Source organism: Amycolatopsis sp. NPDC059657 (genome assembly GCF_042734395.1).
Classification (GTDB): domain Bacteria; phylum Actinomycetota; class Actinomycetes; order Mycobacteriales; family Pseudonocardiaceae; genus Amycolatopsis.
Map to the genome: position 1 here is coordinate 14,663 of NZ_JBHWEB010000111.1, position 16,347 is coordinate 31,009.

At 68.5% G+C, this 16,347-nt stretch carries 14 protein-coding genes and 2 tRNA genes; 9 read left to right on the plus strand and 7 right to left on the minus strand.

Translation table 11 applies throughout. From position 1 onward, the window contains the following. Window positions 1-78 precede the first annotated feature (78 nt). Window positions 79-1,674: a M28 family peptidase gene (locus ACFV15_RS38310; protein WP_378357069.1), complete on the minus strand. Its 1,596-nt coding sequence runs from the start codon at window positions 1,672-1,674 to the stop codon at window positions 79-81. Continuing rightward, a complete protein-coding gene (locus ACFV15_RS38315) occupies window positions 1,671-3,743 on the minus strand; it encodes a M36 family metallopeptidase (RefSeq protein WP_378357070.1) in 2,073 nt (690 codons plus the stop codon). The genes ACFV15_RS38310 and ACFV15_RS38315 overlap by 4 nt, the downstream gene beginning before the upstream one ends. A gap of 287 nt (window positions 3,744-4,030) precedes the next feature. On the opposite strand from ACFV15_RS38315, the gene ACFV15_RS38320 reads away from it, so the two are divergent. Together ACFV15_RS38320 and ACFV15_RS38325 are read left to right on the plus strand one after the other, a co-directional pair. After that, complete coding sequence (locus ACFV15_RS38320) at window positions 4,031-5,164, plus strand: acyl-CoA dehydrogenase family protein (RefSeq protein WP_378357071.1); 1,134 nt, start codon at window positions 4,031-4,033, stop codon at window positions 5,162-5,164. Between the two features lie 39 nt (window positions 5,165-5,203). Beyond that, complete coding sequence (locus ACFV15_RS38325) at window positions 5,204-5,986, plus strand: Tat pathway signal sequence domain protein (protein ID WP_378357073.1); 783 nt, start codon at window positions 5,204-5,206, stop codon at window positions 5,984-5,986. On the opposite strand, the gene ACFV15_RS38330 is transcribed toward ACFV15_RS38325, so the two are convergent. Then, window positions 5,964-7,223: a TolB family protein gene (locus ACFV15_RS38330; RefSeq protein ID WP_378357074.1), complete on the minus strand. Its 1,260-nt coding sequence runs from the start codon at window positions 7,221-7,223 to the stop codon at window positions 5,964-5,966. The genes ACFV15_RS38325 and ACFV15_RS38330 overlap by 23 nt on opposite strands. A gap of 89 nt (window positions 7,224-7,312) precedes the next feature. Between ACFV15_RS38330 and ACFV15_RS38335 the strand changes: the two genes are divergently transcribed. Beyond that, window positions 7,313-8,263 carry an SDR family NAD(P)-dependent oxidoreductase gene (locus ACFV15_RS38335; RefSeq protein ID WP_378357076.1) on the plus strand — a complete coding sequence of 317 codons (951 nt, stop codon included), beginning with the start codon at window positions 7,313-7,315 and terminating at the stop codon, window positions 8,261-8,263. 35 nt (window positions 8,264-8,298) lie between these two features. On the opposite strand, the gene ACFV15_RS38340 is transcribed toward ACFV15_RS38335, so the two are convergent. Then, window positions 8,299-9,882, minus strand: a complete 1,584-nt coding sequence (locus ACFV15_RS38340; protein ID WP_378357078.1) for a C1 family peptidase — start codon at window positions 9,880-9,882, stop codon at window positions 8,299-8,301. 104 nt (window positions 9,883-9,986) lie between these two features. Then, on the minus strand, window positions 9,987-10,922 hold the full coding sequence (locus tag ACFV15_RS38345) for a helix-turn-helix domain-containing protein (protein WP_378357080.1): 936 nt from the start codon (window positions 10,920-10,922) through the stop codon (window positions 9,987-9,989). Window positions 10,923-11,021: 99 nt separating this feature from the next. Between ACFV15_RS38345 and ACFV15_RS38350 the strand changes: the two genes are divergently transcribed. Continuing rightward, complete coding sequence (locus tag ACFV15_RS38350; protein ID WP_378357081.1) at window positions 11,022-12,041, plus strand: saccharopine dehydrogenase family protein; 1,020 nt, start codon at window positions 11,022-11,024, stop codon at window positions 12,039-12,041. Between the two features lie 3 nt (window positions 12,042-12,044). Here the strand turns inward: ACFV15_RS38350 and ACFV15_RS38355 are convergent. Further along, window positions 12,045-12,116: transfer RNA gene (locus ACFV15_RS38355), tRNA-Gln, on the minus strand. Window position 12,117: 1 nt separating this feature from the next. After that, a tRNA-Leu gene (locus tag ACFV15_RS38360) sits at window positions 12,118-12,194 on the minus strand. Window positions 12,195-12,969: 775 nt separating this feature from the next. Here ACFV15_RS38360 and queC point away from each other — a divergent pair. Genes queC through ACFV15_RS38385 form a run of 5 tightly spaced genes read left to right on the plus strand, consistent with a single transcriptional unit; the run spans window position 12,970 to window position 16,277 of the window. Continuing rightward, window positions 12,970-13,668: a 7-cyano-7-deazaguanine synthase QueC gene (queC, locus tag ACFV15_RS38365; RefSeq protein WP_378357083.1), complete on the plus strand. Its 699-nt coding sequence runs from the start codon at window positions 12,970-12,972 to the stop codon at window positions 13,666-13,668. Continuing rightward, entirely contained in the window at window positions 13,665-14,300 is a 636-nt protein-coding gene (queE, locus tag ACFV15_RS38370) for a 7-carboxy-7-deazaguanine synthase (protein WP_378357085.1), read from the plus strand. The genes queC and queE overlap by 4 nt, the downstream gene beginning before the upstream one ends. Continuing rightward, window positions 14,300-14,776, plus strand: a complete 477-nt coding sequence (locus ACFV15_RS38375; RefSeq protein ID WP_378357087.1) for a 6-pyruvoyl tetrahydropterin synthase family protein — start codon at window positions 14,300-14,302, stop codon at window positions 14,774-14,776. The genes queE and ACFV15_RS38375 overlap by 1 nt, the downstream gene beginning before the upstream one ends. Further along, a complete protein-coding gene (folE, locus tag ACFV15_RS38380) occupies window positions 14,773-15,399 on the plus strand; it encodes a GTP cyclohydrolase I (RefSeq protein WP_378357089.1) in 627 nt (208 codons plus the stop codon). Before ACFV15_RS38375 ends, folE begins: the two co-directional genes overlap by 4 nt. Before the next feature lie 11 nt (window positions 15,400-15,410). Beyond that, the gene (locus tag ACFV15_RS38385) at window positions 15,411-16,277 is read left to right on the plus strand and encodes a class I SAM-dependent methyltransferase (RefSeq protein WP_378357091.1); all 867 of its coding nucleotides are present in this window, start codon (window positions 15,411-15,413) and stop codon (window positions 16,275-16,277) included. The last annotated feature ends 70 nt before the right edge of the window (window positions 16,278-16,347 follow it).

Below are 16,347 nucleotides of genomic sequence, written 5' to 3' on the forward strand. Positions count from 1 at the left end.
GCGGACTTTACTCCCCCCGTGGGGGGGGGTTTGGGGCCCCCCCCCCCCCCAAACCCCCCCCCCAGTCACGCCGAAACCTCAGCCGAGTTCCAGGGCCCCGGCCACGTAGCCGACGTTCATCCGCAGGATCTCGATCGCGAGCCCGTAGTCGATGAACTCCAGGGTGTCCCGAGCGCTGTGGATGTGGGTGTTCGCCCCGTCGGCTCCCTCGATCGTGAGCACCGCGGGCATGCCTTCGTCGATGAACGGGACATGGTCGCTGTTGAACGGGTGCAAGCTCGTCTGCACCGCCAGTGACGTGTAGGTCGCCGCGGCCTCGGCGAGGCCGTCGATGACGCCCTGCGACACGGTCGCGCCCTCGAGCAGTACCGAGGGCGGGGGTGAGTTCAGTGTGCCGATCATGTCCATGTTGACCACCGCGCTCACCCGCGTGCGCTCGTCCGGGGACAGCTGGGCGACATGCCGGAGGCTGCCGAACAACCCTTGCTCCTCGCCGCCGAACAGGATGAACCGCAGGTCGTGCCGGAACTGCACGCCGGTGAGCGCACGGGCGATCGCCAGCAGGCCCGCGCTGCCCGAGCCGTTGTCGTCGGCACCCGGCGCCGGGCCGCCCGCGAGGTTGATCGAGTCGAGGTGGGCCGTGACGACGACCAGCGAATGCGGTGCGCGGCTGTTACCCACGCGGTCGGCGATGACGTTACGAGTGCTCTTGCCGCCGAGCGGGACCGGTTCCGTGGTGACGGCATAGCCCGCGGCGGACAACTCCGCGGCCGCCCAGGTCGCCGCCGCGTCGAAGCCCGGACCGGTGGAATGCCTGCTGGTGAACGAAACCAGCTTCGTCAGGTCCGACTCGAACGAAGCCCGTGTCACTTTGTCCACACAAGCCTGTATCCAGGGCACCGGCGCACGTCCCGCGGCCATCGCCAAGCGTTCCAGCACGACCGTGTCCCACGGGACCGGCCGGACCGAATAGCAAGGCTCGTAAGGACTTCCGGGCTGCGGGATGTCCCCGGCCGCGATGAGATAGCGGCCGCTGTCCAACAGGATCGGCACCTCCGGGTGCTCCTCCTGGAACAACCGGCCGTTCTGGGTGACCAGCCTCAGGTTCGAGACGTCGGCCGGCGGACCGGCCGCGAGTACGGCGTCACCCATGCGGACCCAGCGGAAGCCGTCCGGGATCGCGTCCGGGGTCGTGCGGAAGATCGTGGTCTCGTCGACGAGCAGCGGGATCACGTCGGTCAGCTTGTCGATGTCGCCGCTGGCCTCGCCGGGGCCGCGGAAATGGACCGCGCGCATGCCCAGTGCCTTGGCCGCGCGGACGTGGCTCGCGTTCTCCGTCACGAAGAAAACGTCCGGCAACTCAAGCCCGACTTTCCCCGCCGCCGCAAGGAAAACGCGCTTGTCCGGCTTGAACATGCCGACATCCGTGGAGAGCGTGACCCGTTCCTCGAGCGGCTCGAAGAACGAGCGGATGTCGAGTTTGTCGAGGATCGCGTAGTAACGGTCGCGGATTTCCGGGATGTCCGCCGGGGTCGCGGGCATGTCGAAGTCCGACACGAGTGCGAGCTTGGCCGCCGGTAGCTCACTGATCGCGCGCAACGTCTCGAGCGCGCCGGGGAGCAGGATGTCGTTCTGCTCCAACGTGTTGCCCAGATCGAACAGTACGAGTTTCATGGTACATCGAAACTTTCGACCACGCCCGCGAGTGAGGTCGAGGACGAGGGCGGCGAAACCGCTGCCGTGCCCATGCCTCGCTTCGCGAAGCCTTGCCAGACCTCAGGAAGGTCCGCCGCGTTCAGTGCGGCCACGGCGGAGATGATGCCGTCGCGGGCCTGGGTGAACGTCGGGCGGGATGGGGTCAGTTTGAGGCCGCCGATGACGTATTCGAGCATGCGGCGCTCGGCCTCGGCGTGCCCGTGTTCCGCCACCAGGTTGACGAAGACCTCCCACAGCGTGGCGCACCAGACCTCGCCCGCGTTGTGGACCTCGTTGTTCGGGCCGCCGCCGTTGGGGTTGCTCAGCGGGCCAGACGGCAGCACGACGTTGGCGCTGATGTGCTTGAACGTCAACGGGTTCTTGCCGAGGTCGGCCGTGTACGGGTAGCGGCGGATCGAGAAGTAGTAGTTGTCCTTGAAAGTCGACGTGAGGTCGGTCCAGCCGCCGACCGCGAAGACGCCGTCCACGAAATTGTCGGTGGCCTGTGATGTCATACAGACGGCGAAGAAATCGCCCCAGCCCTCGCCCATCGCCCGGCCTTGCTGATTGGACAAGCCGGTGGCGTTGCCGACCAGCCGGTTGGTGACGTAATGCCCCATCTCGTGGAAGGTGATCAATGCGTCGAAATTGCTCGTCCGGCTCGGCAGCGGGCTGACACCGACGAACTCGTACATCTGCATGCGCGGGCTGGCGCCGTCCGCGGGGGTGGACATGTTCGCGTTGTCCGTGCCGCTGAAGTCGTGCCCCTCGGCCAAGATCGGGTCGCCGCCGGACCCGCCTCGGCCGAAGTTGTCCTGCTGCGCGTTGCCTGCCGCCTCGTCGAAGCCCGCTTCGTACCAGCGATCGTGCAGCCAGTTCACGTGCACGAACATGCCGACCAGGCTCGACTGCAGGTTGTTCGGGTCACTCGCGGCCTTGGCGTGGTCGTAGGTGTACTCGAAGCAGCCTGGCGCGCTCGCCTTGCCCACGACGTCACCCGCGCCGAAACCCTGCGGCGCGGCGAGGTCGGCGTAGGCGAAGCAGTTGTTGCCCTGGGTGGTCTTCGCGCCGTCCGGCAGCCACGGGTCGCCCTTGAGCAGGCCTTCGGTGTCGATCACGCGCTCGGGAATGGTCGGCGCCTGGAAGCCGTCGGGTGTTCCCGTCGGATGCGGGGTGCCCGGCGCCGGTCCGTCCTCGGGCCGGAGCAGTGTGTCGCCGGTGTTGAAGACCTTGTACCTGAAGGCCGAGTCGGCGCTGAGGTTCTTGCGGAACAACACGTCCGGGTCATCGACGGAGTCGATGACGTAGCTGAAAGCGGGGAAGCCCTTGATCCACAGTTCGAGGTAGTAGCCCGGTGACATCTGGCCGTCGCCGAGCGGGAAGAGCACCTCCTTGACGCGCACCGGCCGTTCGAAGGCGGGCCTGCTGTCGGGCTCGGGGACCGCGTAGAAGCGGTACTGGCCGTCCTCGTCGTCGCTGAGGCTGAACTCGGCGGGTTCGTAGTGCGTGCCGGTCAGGTCGAGCGCGGCTCGGGAGATCGCCTCTTCGGCGGAGGTCACCGGGCCTGCCGAGCGCTGCCCGCCCGCCTCCGTGGCGCCGGGGAAGAACTGGCCGGCGAGCGCGATCACCTGGTTGTCCCCGCCGATCGCGGCGGTGACCTCCGAGCTGAACACCTCGACGCCCTCGACCCGCTGGACGAGTTGCACCGTGGGCAGCCCGCGCCCGCTGACCGACACCACCTCGACCCCGGCGGCGTCCGAAGGCGACAGCTCCCACAGGTCGCCTCGCTCGCGCACGAAGTTCGCGGCGGCCTCCTCCGGCGACGCCGCGCCGAGGCTCGTCAGCCTGCCTGCCGGGCGATCGACGGCGATGCGGTTCGGCAGGCCGGTGGCTTCGTCGTAGTCGACAAGCAGGCCTGGCACCTCGGCCGACAGGCGGCCGTGGCCTTCGGTGCGCGACGGCGCCGAGAGCGGCGTGCCGCGGGCAGCCCGCGCGCCCGAGTCGTACAGCGCGTTGAAATCTTCCGGGATCTGACTCTGACCGGCCATTTATTGCCCCTCACGCAAAGCGATTTCGCGTCCGTCTTCGAGTGTGCTTCTAAAAGAGAGACCCAGCGCGCGATAAATACACAGTGGAGACCAACCCGTGACACTAAGGCCGTGTCCGGTGAATCTCGCTCGCGGTCTTCGCGCCCAGGCGACCCCTGACGCCCGCGGGCGATTCACCCGAGTACAACCCGGTACGAGGGCGAATCGCCCGCACCGCCAGGAACCACCTGGATCACGAAGCCCATCGAGCAGATTCACCGGACACGGCCTTCGGCCAAGATGGACCCATGACCGTTTCAACGCACCCGTTCGAAGCGCCCGCCCACGAAGCGCACTGGGTGGCGGCCGCCAGGGAATTGGCCACCGGTTTCGCCGCGACCGCGGCGGAATTCGACGAGACCGCCGAGATCCCGCTCGCCAACCTGCGCGCGCTGCACGCCAGCGGGCTCGACGCCGCGACCTTGCCCGAAGAGCACGGCGGCCAGGACTTGAGCTACCGCACCTTTGGCGCGGTGCTGCGCCTGCTGAGCGCGGCCTGCCCGTCGACCGCCTGCATTTGGCTGATGCACATCGGCGCGGCGGGCGGGCTCGTGCAGATGTCCACTCCCGAGGTCGCTGGCTTTTACGCCGGGGAGCTCAAAGCGGGCAAGCGCTTCGCCAACGCGTTGTCCGAACCGGCTTGCGGGAATCTGTTCCTGCTGCCGCAGCAGATCGCCGAACCGGCCGAAGGCGGTTTCCGGCTCACCGGCGCCAAGCGTTTCGTGAGCGGCTGTGAAATAGCTGATCATTTCCTCGTCAACGCGCTCGTCGACGGCACACCGGCATTCTTCGGCCACGCGCCGGACGACACGATGACCTACGTGCCGATCTGGGACACCATGGGCCTGCGCGCGAGCCGCAGCCAGCTCGTCACCTTCGACGGCACGCTGCTGCGCGCCGATCGCCGCTGCCTCCCGTCGACCGGACCGCGGCCGAATCACATCGCCGCCGGGCTCGCGTATCTGTCGCTCGGTATCGCCGACGCCGCGCTCGCCGCGCTGACCGAGCACGCCCGCTCACGCACGATCCCGACCACCGGGCAGCCGCTCTCGGACATGCAGTGGCTGGAGTTCGAGGCGGCCGACGCGGCGCTCCGGCTCGAATCCGCCGCGATGTACGCGGGTCACACGATGTGGCTGGCCGACCAGAACTCACCCGGCTTCATCGGCGCCACCGTGCGCGCCAAGCCGCTCGCCAACGAGGCCGCGCGAGACATCGCGCAGCTCGGTGTGCGGGTCGGCGGCGGTTCCGGGTACCTGCGCACTTCGCCGATCCAGCGCATCTTCCGTGACGCGCAGGCGGGCGGCCTGATGGCCTACTCGGTCGAGGTCTGCAAGGCACACCTCGGGAAGGAAACGTTGACAGCTCAGGCGAACGGGTGATCTGATCAGCACAGTTTCCGCCGCCGAAGAGAGAACACCGTGCTGGAGGAGACTGTGCTGAACCGCCGGGCTTTGCTGACCTCGATGGCCGCCGCGGCCGCACTCCCGCTGACCGGCGCGCCCGCGCTCGCGGCGCCCACCTGGCAGCAGCGCTGGAGCCCGCTCCCTGGCAAGGACGGCCTCAACGCCTTCGAGGGTGTCGAGGACGACCGCGCGGGCTCACATCCCGGCGTCAAGCACATCTACCCGGTGCGCGACACGTTCCGCTTCGACATGCACAAGCGCGACCGCGACACGGCGACGGACCGCCAGCGCAACGAGGTGCGCGGGATGCGCACGGCCGGCGAGGCCTTGTCGATGGGCAACGGCGAGACGTGGCGCATCGCGTACTCGATGTTCATCCCGTCCACGCTCAAGGCGACGAGCAGCTTCACGCACATCATGCAGACCAAGATGCCGGGCCTCGGCTCGGCGCCGATCACCACGATGTCCTTGCGCCGCACCGGAACCCTCGCGGAGATCGAGTTCAGGGTGAGCGAGGGCAACGTCCTCGTCGGGCACACCCCGCTCGCCCCGCTGCAGGACAAGTGGATCGACACCGAGGTCGAGCTGGGTATCGGCGACGGCTCGGCCGGCTACGTCGGGTGGACGATCCGCAGCGGCGGGCAGACCGTGCTGGCCGAGCGGAAGTCCGGAGTGGACACTTGGCTGGGCGACCGGGTCCGCCCCAAGTGGGGCATCTACCGGTCGCTCAGCGACTCCGCGCAACTCCAGGACTGCTACCTGCTCCTGCGGGATCTCAAGGCCTGGCAGCGAATCTGACGAAGACGTCCGGCATGTCGTTGGTGTCGCACTGCGCCAGGTTCGAGGCGTAGGAACCGAAGACGACCGTCCGGCCGTCGGCGCTGAGCGACGGGGCGAGCGAGAAACTGTCGCCCCGTACGGTCGGGCTGGTCGTCTTGCCGGTGACCAGGTTCTTCACGAAGACGTCGTCGACCTTGTTGGTGTCATGGGGAACCAGGTTCGACGAGATCGAGCTGAACGCGATCGTGCGGCCGTCCGCACTGATCACCGGACCGAGCGGCGACGCCTCCGCGAGCGTGCCGTCGGAGGAGGTGTTGACGCGCGAGATCGCGCCGGTGACGAGGTCCTTGACGAACACGTCCGGTGTGTCCTCGGTGTCGTTCGGCACCAGATTGTCGCCCCAGGCGACGAAAGCGACCTTGCGGCCGTCTGCGGTGATCGACGGCATGAGCGTGTACGACTTGCCCTGCGTGCCGTCGGCCGCGGTGTTCGCCCTGACGATCCCGCCGGTGCGCCGGTCCTTGACGAACATGTCCACGCTCGCGTTGGTGTCGCCGGGCACCAGGTTGGTCGCGGCCGACGGGAACACCACGTACCGCCCGTCCGCGCTCATGGCGATGCCGTGTGAGACCAGCTTGTCGCCCTGCGTCCCGTCCGCGCCCACGCTGACACGCTCGATCGCTTGCGTGACAAGGTCTTTCACGAACACGTCCGCGACGCCGTTCGTGTCGCCCGGCACCAGGTTCGAGGCGTCCGAACGGAACGCGACGAACCGGCCGTCCGCGCTCAGCGCCGGCGATCCGTACGACGTGGCGTTGCCGCCCTTGCTGACCGAGACCACGGTCCCCCGGCGTCTGTCCTTGACGAACACATCGTCGACGCCGTTGGTGTCGCCGGGCACCAGATTCGCGGCACCGGAAAGGAAAGCGACGTAGCGGCCATCGGCGCTGAGCGCGGGCGGGTCGTAGGACGGGCCGTCGCCGTCGGTCAGCCGGTCGACCGACCCGGTCCAGAGATCCTTGACGAAGACATCGGAAACCCCGTTGCGGTCTCCTCTGACCAAAGTGGACGCTTCCGACGGGAAGGCCACGTACCGGCCATCGGCACTGATCACCGGTGTCCACGACGCGGCGTCACCGTGGGTACCCCACTGCGATCTGCTGACCAGGTCCACACCGGGACTCGCCGAGGCGGGTGTTCCGGCGACCGCGGCAAGACCGACGACACCGATGACGAGGATTTTCCTGCCGACCACGAAAACTCCCTGAGTTTGGTACGGGGCGGCGGAGCCGTGAGCATAGCGGACTTGCGCTGGAGCGCGCTCCAGGTCGTAGCGTCGTTGCCATGACCACCGCACAGCACAAGATCGGCTCCGGCTTCACCGACACCAGCACCGCGACCGAAGTCCTCAACGGCATCGACCTGACCGGCAAGCTCGCGCTCGTCACCGGCGGCTACTCCGGCATCGGCCTCGAAACCACCAGGGCGCTGGCCGCCGCGGGCGCGTTCGTCGTGGCGCCCGCCCGCCGCCGCGCGGTCGCCGAGGAAGCGCTGGCCGGTATCGGCAACGTGGAGATCGACGAACTCGACCTCGGCGACCAGGACAGCATCCGCGCCTTCGCGGACCGTTTTCTCGCCACCGGCAGGCAGCTCGACCTGGTCATCACCAGCGCGGGCGTGATGGCGAGCCCCGAGCTGCGCGTCGGCCCCGGCTGGGAGGCCCAGTTCGGCATCAACCACCTCGGCCACTTCGCGCTGGTCAACCGGCTCTGGCCGGCCCTCGCGGACGGCGCGCGGGTGGTCTCGGTCTCCTCGCGCGGCCACCACTTCTCCCCCATCCGCTGGGACGACGTCGAGTTCCGGACCGGCTACGACAAGTGGCAGGCCTACGGCCAGTCCAAGACGGCCAACATCCTGTTCGCCGTGCAACTCGACAAGTTCGGCCGCGAGCGGGACATCCGCGCGTTCTCGCTGCACCCCGGCCGGATCCGCACGAACCTCATCCGCCATCTCGAGCTGCGGGAGATGGTCGACGCCGGGTTCATGGACGCCGAGGGCAACATGATCGGCGACGCCAAGACGCCGGAACAGGGCGCCGCGACCCAGGTCTGGGCAGCGACCTCGCCCTTGCTCGACGGCATGGGCGGGCTCTACCTCCAAGACTGCGACGTATCCGAGCCCGCCCCCGCCGACGGCACCATCGCCGGCGTCCGCGACTACGCGCTCGACCCCACCGAGGCCGCGCGCCTGTGGGTGCTGTCCGCGGACCTCACCGGAGTGAACGCCTTCGCCTGAAGTATCTCCTCGCTGCCGGCGCTGGTCACCCGCGGCTAAACCCGGTGACCGTGGTTGCCGAACGTCAGTCCGCTCCACTGATGGGTGCCGGAGAAGATGTCGCGTTCCCAGGTGTGCGCGTACAGCTGGTACGGCCGCAGGTCACCCGCCGAGTAGGCGATCTTGATCGGCAGGATGTGCGGGTGGGCGCCGTCGACCGCGCCGCTGACCGCGAGCGTGCGGCCGTCCTGGTGCACATAGCCGGCCTGGAACGGCTGCACGGACGTGATCCGGAGCCTGCCGTGCCAGCCGTCGCTGTTCATGTCCCACTGGCCGATCCAGTCGGCCGCCGACCAGCCCGAGGTCGGGCGGCCAGGCAACCCGGCGCGGCTGAGCACCGTGCCGAACGGGGTGCCGTTCCACGAATGCGAACCGGCCGCGAACGCCTTTTCCCAGCTGTAGAGGCAAACCCGGTGTTCCTGGCCGGCCTTCGAGCCCGGTTGCACGCGACCGGTGCCGTCCGCCACCCAGAAGCGCAGGATCTGGCCGTTCTGCTCGGTGAAGCCGTTGACGTCGTAGCGCTTGCCGTCGCGGTAGTAATTGCCCAGCTTGGTCGGCTGCCCGGCGCCGGAGCGGAAGTCGGTGGTGCGCCGGATGACCAGCTCGCCGTGCCAGCCGTCGTGGTCCATCTGCCAGCGTCCCAGCCACGCCGCGTCCCACTGGGGCGGGGCGTTGACGTCCGCGACGTCCTGGACGAAGCGGCCGCCGAGGATCGGCCAGTTCTGGTCGTTGTACGGGACGGTGATGAACTTGTTCTCGCCCCACGAGTTCTTGACCAGGTATTCCCGCTTGATCCGGTCGAAGCCGACGATCAGGACGCAGTGTCCCGGCACATCGGCGACCAGCTCGTAGCCGCCCGCGATCACCGCCTCGATGTCGGCAGGCGACGGGTTCCACGGCACCGCGCCGAACCGGGTGACGCGGTACTTCGCGTTTTCCCGCGCGGTGGTGGGGATGTTGGCCGTCAGGAACTCGAACGCGTCGAGCTGTTCCTGGCTGGAGTTCCAGTCGAGGTTCCCGCACGCCGGGGTGGCCGTCTTGAGCTGGTCCATCCGCCACCCGTCGAGGTAGGGCGCGTACGACTCGGCGGGGATCGCGGCCCTGGCGATGTGGTCGATGATGTCGGAGCTGCCCTGGAATCCCCAGTAGGAGCTGTTGTTCTCGTGGGGGGTCGTCGAGCTCACGTAGTCGCCGTACAGTTCGAAGACCTTGTTCATGTGGTACGTGTACTGCTCGGAAAGGTCCAGCTCGACGCCGTATTTGCGCTTGTAGGCCGCTTCGACGGCCGCGACGCCCGCGAACGCGTAGCAGGTGCCGCGGGACCCCTGGTTCTTGAAGCCGGTCTGGTACTGCGCGAGCGAAACGACGTCGCCGGCGAGCCGGCGCTCCGGCGCGAACACGAGCCCGTTGCGCTCCGCGGTCTCACTCGCCAGCTTGACGGCCCGCCGGTGCGCGGCGAGATCGGGGTTCGCGAGCGCCATGGCGGGATCGATCAGCCCGGTCACGGCCGCTCCGGCGAACACCGCGCCACCGGCACCCAGCCGCAGCGCGCTTCGACGGTTCAAAGACTTGTCAGTCACCGCTCAGTCCTCCCCTGGTTGCGATCAGCTCGCATCAGGCTGGCGCGGCGGCAGACCCAGGCGCCAGGGACCGGAGCCGGGAAAACCCGGGAAACATTCCCGGGTCAGCTGCGGAAGGTGCGGCGGTAGGTGTCCGGCGGCACGCCGACCGTGCGATGGAAGTGACGGCGCAAGGTGGTCGCGGTGCCCATGCCCGCCGCCTCCGCGATGGCGTCGACGCTCTCGTCGGTGGTCTCCAGCAGCTCCTGGGCGCGGCGGATCCGCTGGGTGAGCAGCCATTGCAGCGGGGTGGTCCCGGTCGCCGAGCGAAAGTGGCGGCCGAGGTTGCGTGAGCTCATGTTCGCCTGGCGGGCCAGGTCTTCGACGGTGAGGGGCTGATCGAGCCGTTCGGCCACCCAGGGGAAGAGGACACCGAGCGGCCGGTCGTCCTGCGGCGGCATCGGGGTGGAGACGAACTGGGCCTGCCCGCCCGCGCGGTGCGGCGGCACGACCATGCGGCGGGCGACGACGTTGGCGATCGCCGAGCCGTGGTCGGTGCGGACCAGGTGCAGGCAGAGGTCCATCGCGGCGGCCTTGCCCGCGGCGGTGAGGACGCTGCCGTTGTCGACGTACAGGACGTCCGGGTCGACCTCGACCTGCGGATATCGGGCGGCGAGCGCGTCGGTGTGCGCCCAGTGCGTGGTCGCGCGCAGCCCGTCGAGCAGTCCGGCCGCGGCCAGCACGAACGCGCCGGTGCAGAGCGAAACGATCCGCGCGCCCGCTTCGTGGGCCGCGCGCACCGCGTCGACCAGGTCGGCGGGCGGGTCGACGTCGACATCGGCCAGCGCGGGGACGATGACCGTCCCGGCACTCGGCAGGTGGTCGAGGCCGTGGTCTGGCTCGACCAGGAACCGGCCGACCCGGACGGCTTTCGCACCGCAGATGGCGAAGTCGTACCAGGGATCGGTGATGTGGGTCAGGTCCGAGCCGAACAGCTCCGTGGCCACGGCCAGCTCGAAATGCAGCATTCCGTCAGTGGCGGCGAGTGCGACGGTCCTCATGTCCGAAATTGTACGGGACGTGGCGTTCCGGACACTGGTGGCCGGTCGCCCGCACGGACAGGATTGTCCTCAATGGATCGTTCGAGCTGGGGAGTGAAGATGGAATCGGGTCAGCTGGTCACGGTGTTCGGCGCGTACGGGCACACCGGGCGGTTCGTGGTCGCGGAGCTGGTCGAGCGCGGATTCGTGCCGGTCCTCTCGGGTCGTGACGCGGGCAAACTGGAGTCGTTCGCGGCGGCTTACCCAGGGGCGGAGGTGCGGCAGGCGTCCATCGGCGACCCGGCCTCGCTCGACCGGGCGCTGGACGGCGCGGCGGCCGTGATCAACGCCGCCGGGCCGTTCGCCGACACGGCCGCGCCGGTGATCGAAGCGGCGCTGCGCGCGGGCATCCCGTACGTCGACGTGGCCGCCGAGATCGAAGCCAACGTCGACACGTTCGCGCGGTTCGCCGGCGCGGACACGGTGGTACTCCCGGCGATGGCGTTCTACGGCGGCCTGGGCGACCTGCTCGCGACCGCCGCGATGGGCGACTGGGCATCGGCCGACGAGGTGCACGTCGCGTACGGCCTGAGCAGCTGGCACCCGACGGCGGGCACGATCGCCGCGGGCAAGGTGTCACGGGAACGCCGGGGCGGCAAGCACGTCCGGTTCGCCAACGGGCGGCTGGAGTACACCGACGCCGGAGGATCGGCGCAGGAGTGGGAATTCCCCGAGCCCTTGGGCAAGCGGGACGTCATCGGCGAGTTCACGATGGCCGACGTCGTCACGATCCCGAGTCACCTGAAGGTGCCCGAGGTACGCACGTACATGGCGGCAGGGGCCGCGAAGGACCTGATGACTCCGGACAGCAAAGCGCCGGTGGCGGTCGATGATCTCGGACGATCTTCGCAGACCTTCCTGGTCGACGTGATCGTGCGCTCGGGCGGCGAGGAGCGCCGGATCGTGGCGCGCGGGCAGGACATCTACGCCGTCACCGCGCCACTCGCGGTCGAGGCAGTGCGCCGGATTCTCGCCGGGCAGAATCGGGTGAACGGGGTCGCTTCCGCCGGGGAATTGTTCGACGCGCCCGATTTCCTGCGCGCACTGGCCCCGCACATCACGGTCGACGCCGCCGTGTGACGGCTCCCGGTCCAGGGCTCGAACCTGGACGAACGGATCCAAAATCCGCCGTGCTGCCTATTACACCAACCGGGAATGGTGCGGTTCCGGGGATTCGAACCCCGACTGGACCGGCCCTCAACCGGATGCCTCTGCCAGTTGGGCTAGAACCGCGTGGTGTCACGCCAAAAAGAAAGCCGCCTGACCGGATTTCCGGCGGGCGGCTCTTTGGCTTGACGGAGAATCACGTCATGACAAGAGCCCACGTCGAAGCAGGTGACCAAGCTGCTCCTGTTGTGCCCGCATGACCTGCTCCTCACTCGACGTTGTGCGCTCATCATCGCCAGCCCCGCTCCGGGGCGTCAATTCCTTTTCGAGGGTCGTGAGTGTTGCGGGCGGTTATGGAGGGGAAGGGCAAATGTGGCGCGCTCCGGGCAGGCCGGCGGGGTCTTCGCTTCGGGAGGCTTGGACGGGCTGCGAGTGGTAACTCTGCCGCGTTGGACGCAGCAGGGGAACCCCTCGCCCACGATCTGGCCACGCGAGACCAGGGGTCGTGAGTGTTCAGACCGGTTAGAACCGGCCGTACCACTCACGACCCTCGGTATGTGCGAGCCGGATCGCAGGGCGCGAGAAACCCGCGAGCGACCACATGGCGTAACCAGGTTGATCTCGTTCCAACCGTCCGGTTTGTCACCGTCCTTTGTCGACAGACGGGACTGCGTCCGGCTACACCGCACCTCACCTGCGATAACGTGCCACAGAAAGTCGTTTGGCCCCAAAGTGATTAGCCAGTGCATTCGGGTTAGTTGACAGACAACGGTGGCGGAAAGTCACGATTTTACGGTTTCGGGGCTATCGTCGGACTTTGTGTTGATAGTCCGCGCCTGACGGGTGCGCTTCCACAAGCGGAACCAGCCACGCCTCCAAGCAAAGGAACTGGTGAATCACCATGCCGAAACCTGCGATCGTGCTGCTCAGCGGCGGCCTCGACTCGACGACCACGCTCGCCATCGCGAAGGACAAGGGCTTCGCGCCGTACGTGCTTAGTTTTCGTTATGGGCAAAGGCATTCCGTCGAGCTGGCCGCGGCTCACCGGGTGGCCGAACGGCAGGGAGTGGAACGGCACATCGTCGCCGACATCAATCTGCGGGTGTTTGGCGGCTCCGCGCTGACCGATGACATCGAGGTGCTCAAGGGCCGGACCGAGGAGGAAATGAACGAGGGCATCCCGAGCTCCTACGTCCCGGCACGCAACACGATCTTCCTCTCCTTCGCGCTCGCGTACGCCGAGGTCACCGGCGCGCGGGACATCTTCACCGGGGTCACGGCCGTGGACTACAGCGGATATCCCGACTGCCGTCCCGAGTATCTCGCCGCCTACGAAGCGATGGCCAACCTCGCGACCAAGTCCGCGGTCGAGGATGACAGCCCGATCAAGGTGCACGCGCCGCTGCTGCATCTGTCCAAAGCGGACATCATCCGCACCGGAACCCGGCTCGGCGTCGACTATTCGCTGACTTCGAGCTGTTACGACCCCGACGACGAAGGGCGCGCCTGCGGCCAGTGCGACACCTGTGTATTGCGGCTCAAGGGTTTCACCGAAGCCGGGGTTCCCGATCCGGTGCGCTACCAGGGTGTACCGGCATGACGTATCACGTCAAAGAGATTTTCTATACGCTGCAAGGAGAAGGCCGGCACGCTGGCCGCCCAGCGGTGTTCTGCCGGTTCTCGCGCTGCAACCTCTGGACCGGCCTCGAAAAGGACAGGCACCGCGCGATCTGCCAGTTCTGCGATACCGATTTCGTCGGCACGGACGGCGAGAACGGCGGCAAGTTCCGGACGCCGGAAGCGCTCGCCGAAGCCGTCGAAAACCTGTGGCCGACGAAGTCGCCCGAGCAACGGTTCGTCGTCTGCACCGGCGGCGAGCCGCTGCTGCAGCTCGACACGGCGGCCATCGATGCCTTGCACACCAAGGGTTTCGAGATCTCCGTCGAGACCAACGGCACGCAGGCGCCGCCGGACGGTATCGACTGGCTGTGCGTCAGCCCGAAACTGGGTTCGCGGCTCGTGGTCGAGCGCGGCAACGAGCTCAAACTCGTCTACCCGCAGGAAAACGGCGAGCCGGAGCGGTTCGAGCACCTGAAGTTCGACTCGTTCCGGCTCCAGCCGATGGACGGCCCCGACGCGGAGGCCAACACGCGCGCCGCGGTCCGCTACTGCCTGGAGCACCCGTTGTGGAACCTCTCGCTGCAAACGCACAAGTACCTCGGGATCGCGTGATGGGCACGCACACCGTGCTGGTCCGGCACAATTTCGAGACCGCGCACCGGCTGCCGCACCTGGCGGGCAAGTGCTTCAACCTGCACGGGCATTCGTGGTGGATGGAGGCGACGGTGTCCGCGCCGTCGCTGACCGGCGGGACCGTGGTCGAGTTCGGTGACCTCAAGCGCCGGGTGCGCGACTGGATCGACACCCACCTCGACCACGGCGCCATGCTCGGCGCGGCCGATCCGCTCGCCTGCCTGCTGCTCGACCACAAGAGCAAGGTGTTCCGGTTCGGTGCCGGGGATCCCGACCCCGCCGAGCGCTTCGCCGAAGACCTCGCCTACCCGACCGTCGAGGCCGTCGCCGAACTGCTGGCCAGGGTCGTCGGCGACGCGCTGGGCAGCCTCGACCACTCGCCAGGCGCGTTCGTTTCGCGGGTTTCGGTGCGCGAAACCCATGTCAACGCCGCCGAGTTCAAGGAGTTCCCATGACACTGACCATGCCGAACACCGCGCTCGGAGATCCGTGGCACGAGAACGCGCTGACCGAGGCGGCCGGGCACGCGCGCGCCATGTTCGAGGCGCTGGGCATCGACTGCGAGACCTCGTCGACCGCGCGGACCCCGCACCGGTTCGTCAAGGCGCTCGCGGAGCTGACCAGCGGGCTGCGGCAGGACCCCGCCCGGCATCTGCGGGTGCAGTTCCCTGCCGAGTCGGCCAGCCAGGGCATCATCGCGGCGGTCGACGTGCCGTTCGTGGCCGTGTGCGAGCACCACGTGCTGCCGTTTCTCGGCAGGGCCACGGTCGCATACCGGCCGTCGCCGGGCGGGCGGATCGTCGGGCTGTCCAAGCTCGCTCGCGTGCTGCAGGAGTACGCGGCGCGCCCGCAGGTGCAGGAACGGCTCGGCGAGCAGGTGGTCGAGGCGCTCACCGCCGAGCTCGCCTCGGACGGCGCGGCCTGCCTGATCCGGTCCGAGCACGCCTGCCTGACGCTGCGCGGCGCCGAGGCGCACGGCGCTGTCATGGTCACCACCCATCTGACCGGGGAGTTCACCACCGACCCCTGCCTGCGCGCCCAGGTGCTCGCGCTCGCACCCGCCCACGCCCGCCGCTGAGAGGAAACGACATGACCCTGTCCACCGTCTCCGGCCTCGACGCCGCCGCGGTGCGCGCGCACCCACTGTGCGGGCCCGCCGAGTTCATGCCGGTCCGCTACCGGGGCCCGCACAAACTGGGCCACCTCGGCTGGCTCGACTTCACCAGCAGGCTCGAACGCGGCGAGGAGACCTCGCTGGTCTGCTCGGCGACCGACGGCAACGAGCGGGTGCTCGACGTCGGCGGCGGCACCGGCGAGCTCACCAGGGCCGTGGCCGTCCAATTAGGACACTGCACGACCGTCGAGCCGCACACCGAGCGCGTCGCCGCGCTCAACGAGTACGCGGAAGCAGGCGGCACCGGCACGATCGAGATACTGCCGGGGCGCGCGGAGTCGCTCCCCTTCAGCGACGGGACGTTCGACGCCGTGATCGCGACCTGGATCCTGCCGTACGTCGACGACCTGGAGCGCTCGGTGCGGGAGATGGCGCGGGTGTGCGATCCACGGCATCCGGCCGCCAAGATCATGCTGATCGGCGGAGCGCCCGACAACGAGCTGGTGAGCATCCTGAACCAGGCCTGCGTGCCGATCGCGGGCGAGCCGCACGACCACCAGGGCCATCTGCTCGCGGTGGCGGCGGGCATCCTGGCCGGGCAGGGCTTCGGCGACTTCACGCTGTACCGGACCGAGGCCGCGCTGCAGTTCCCCGAGCCGGATCTCGAAGCCAGGGTCCACGCGGCGGCGGAGACGCTGGTCAACTTCTGGTTCGAAGGCCACCCCGCGGGCGCGGAGATGCGGCGCGCGGTCAAGCCGCTGATCCGGCGCCACTTCGAACGACGCCCGCACGCCATCGGCGACCAGGGCACGGTGCTGATAGCCCGCCCTCGCAGGCTGTAAAGGGGGTCGTGGGTGGTTGGGGGGGGGGGTGGCCGAGGCCGCCCACACCCCCCCCCAAAAAAAAAGGGGC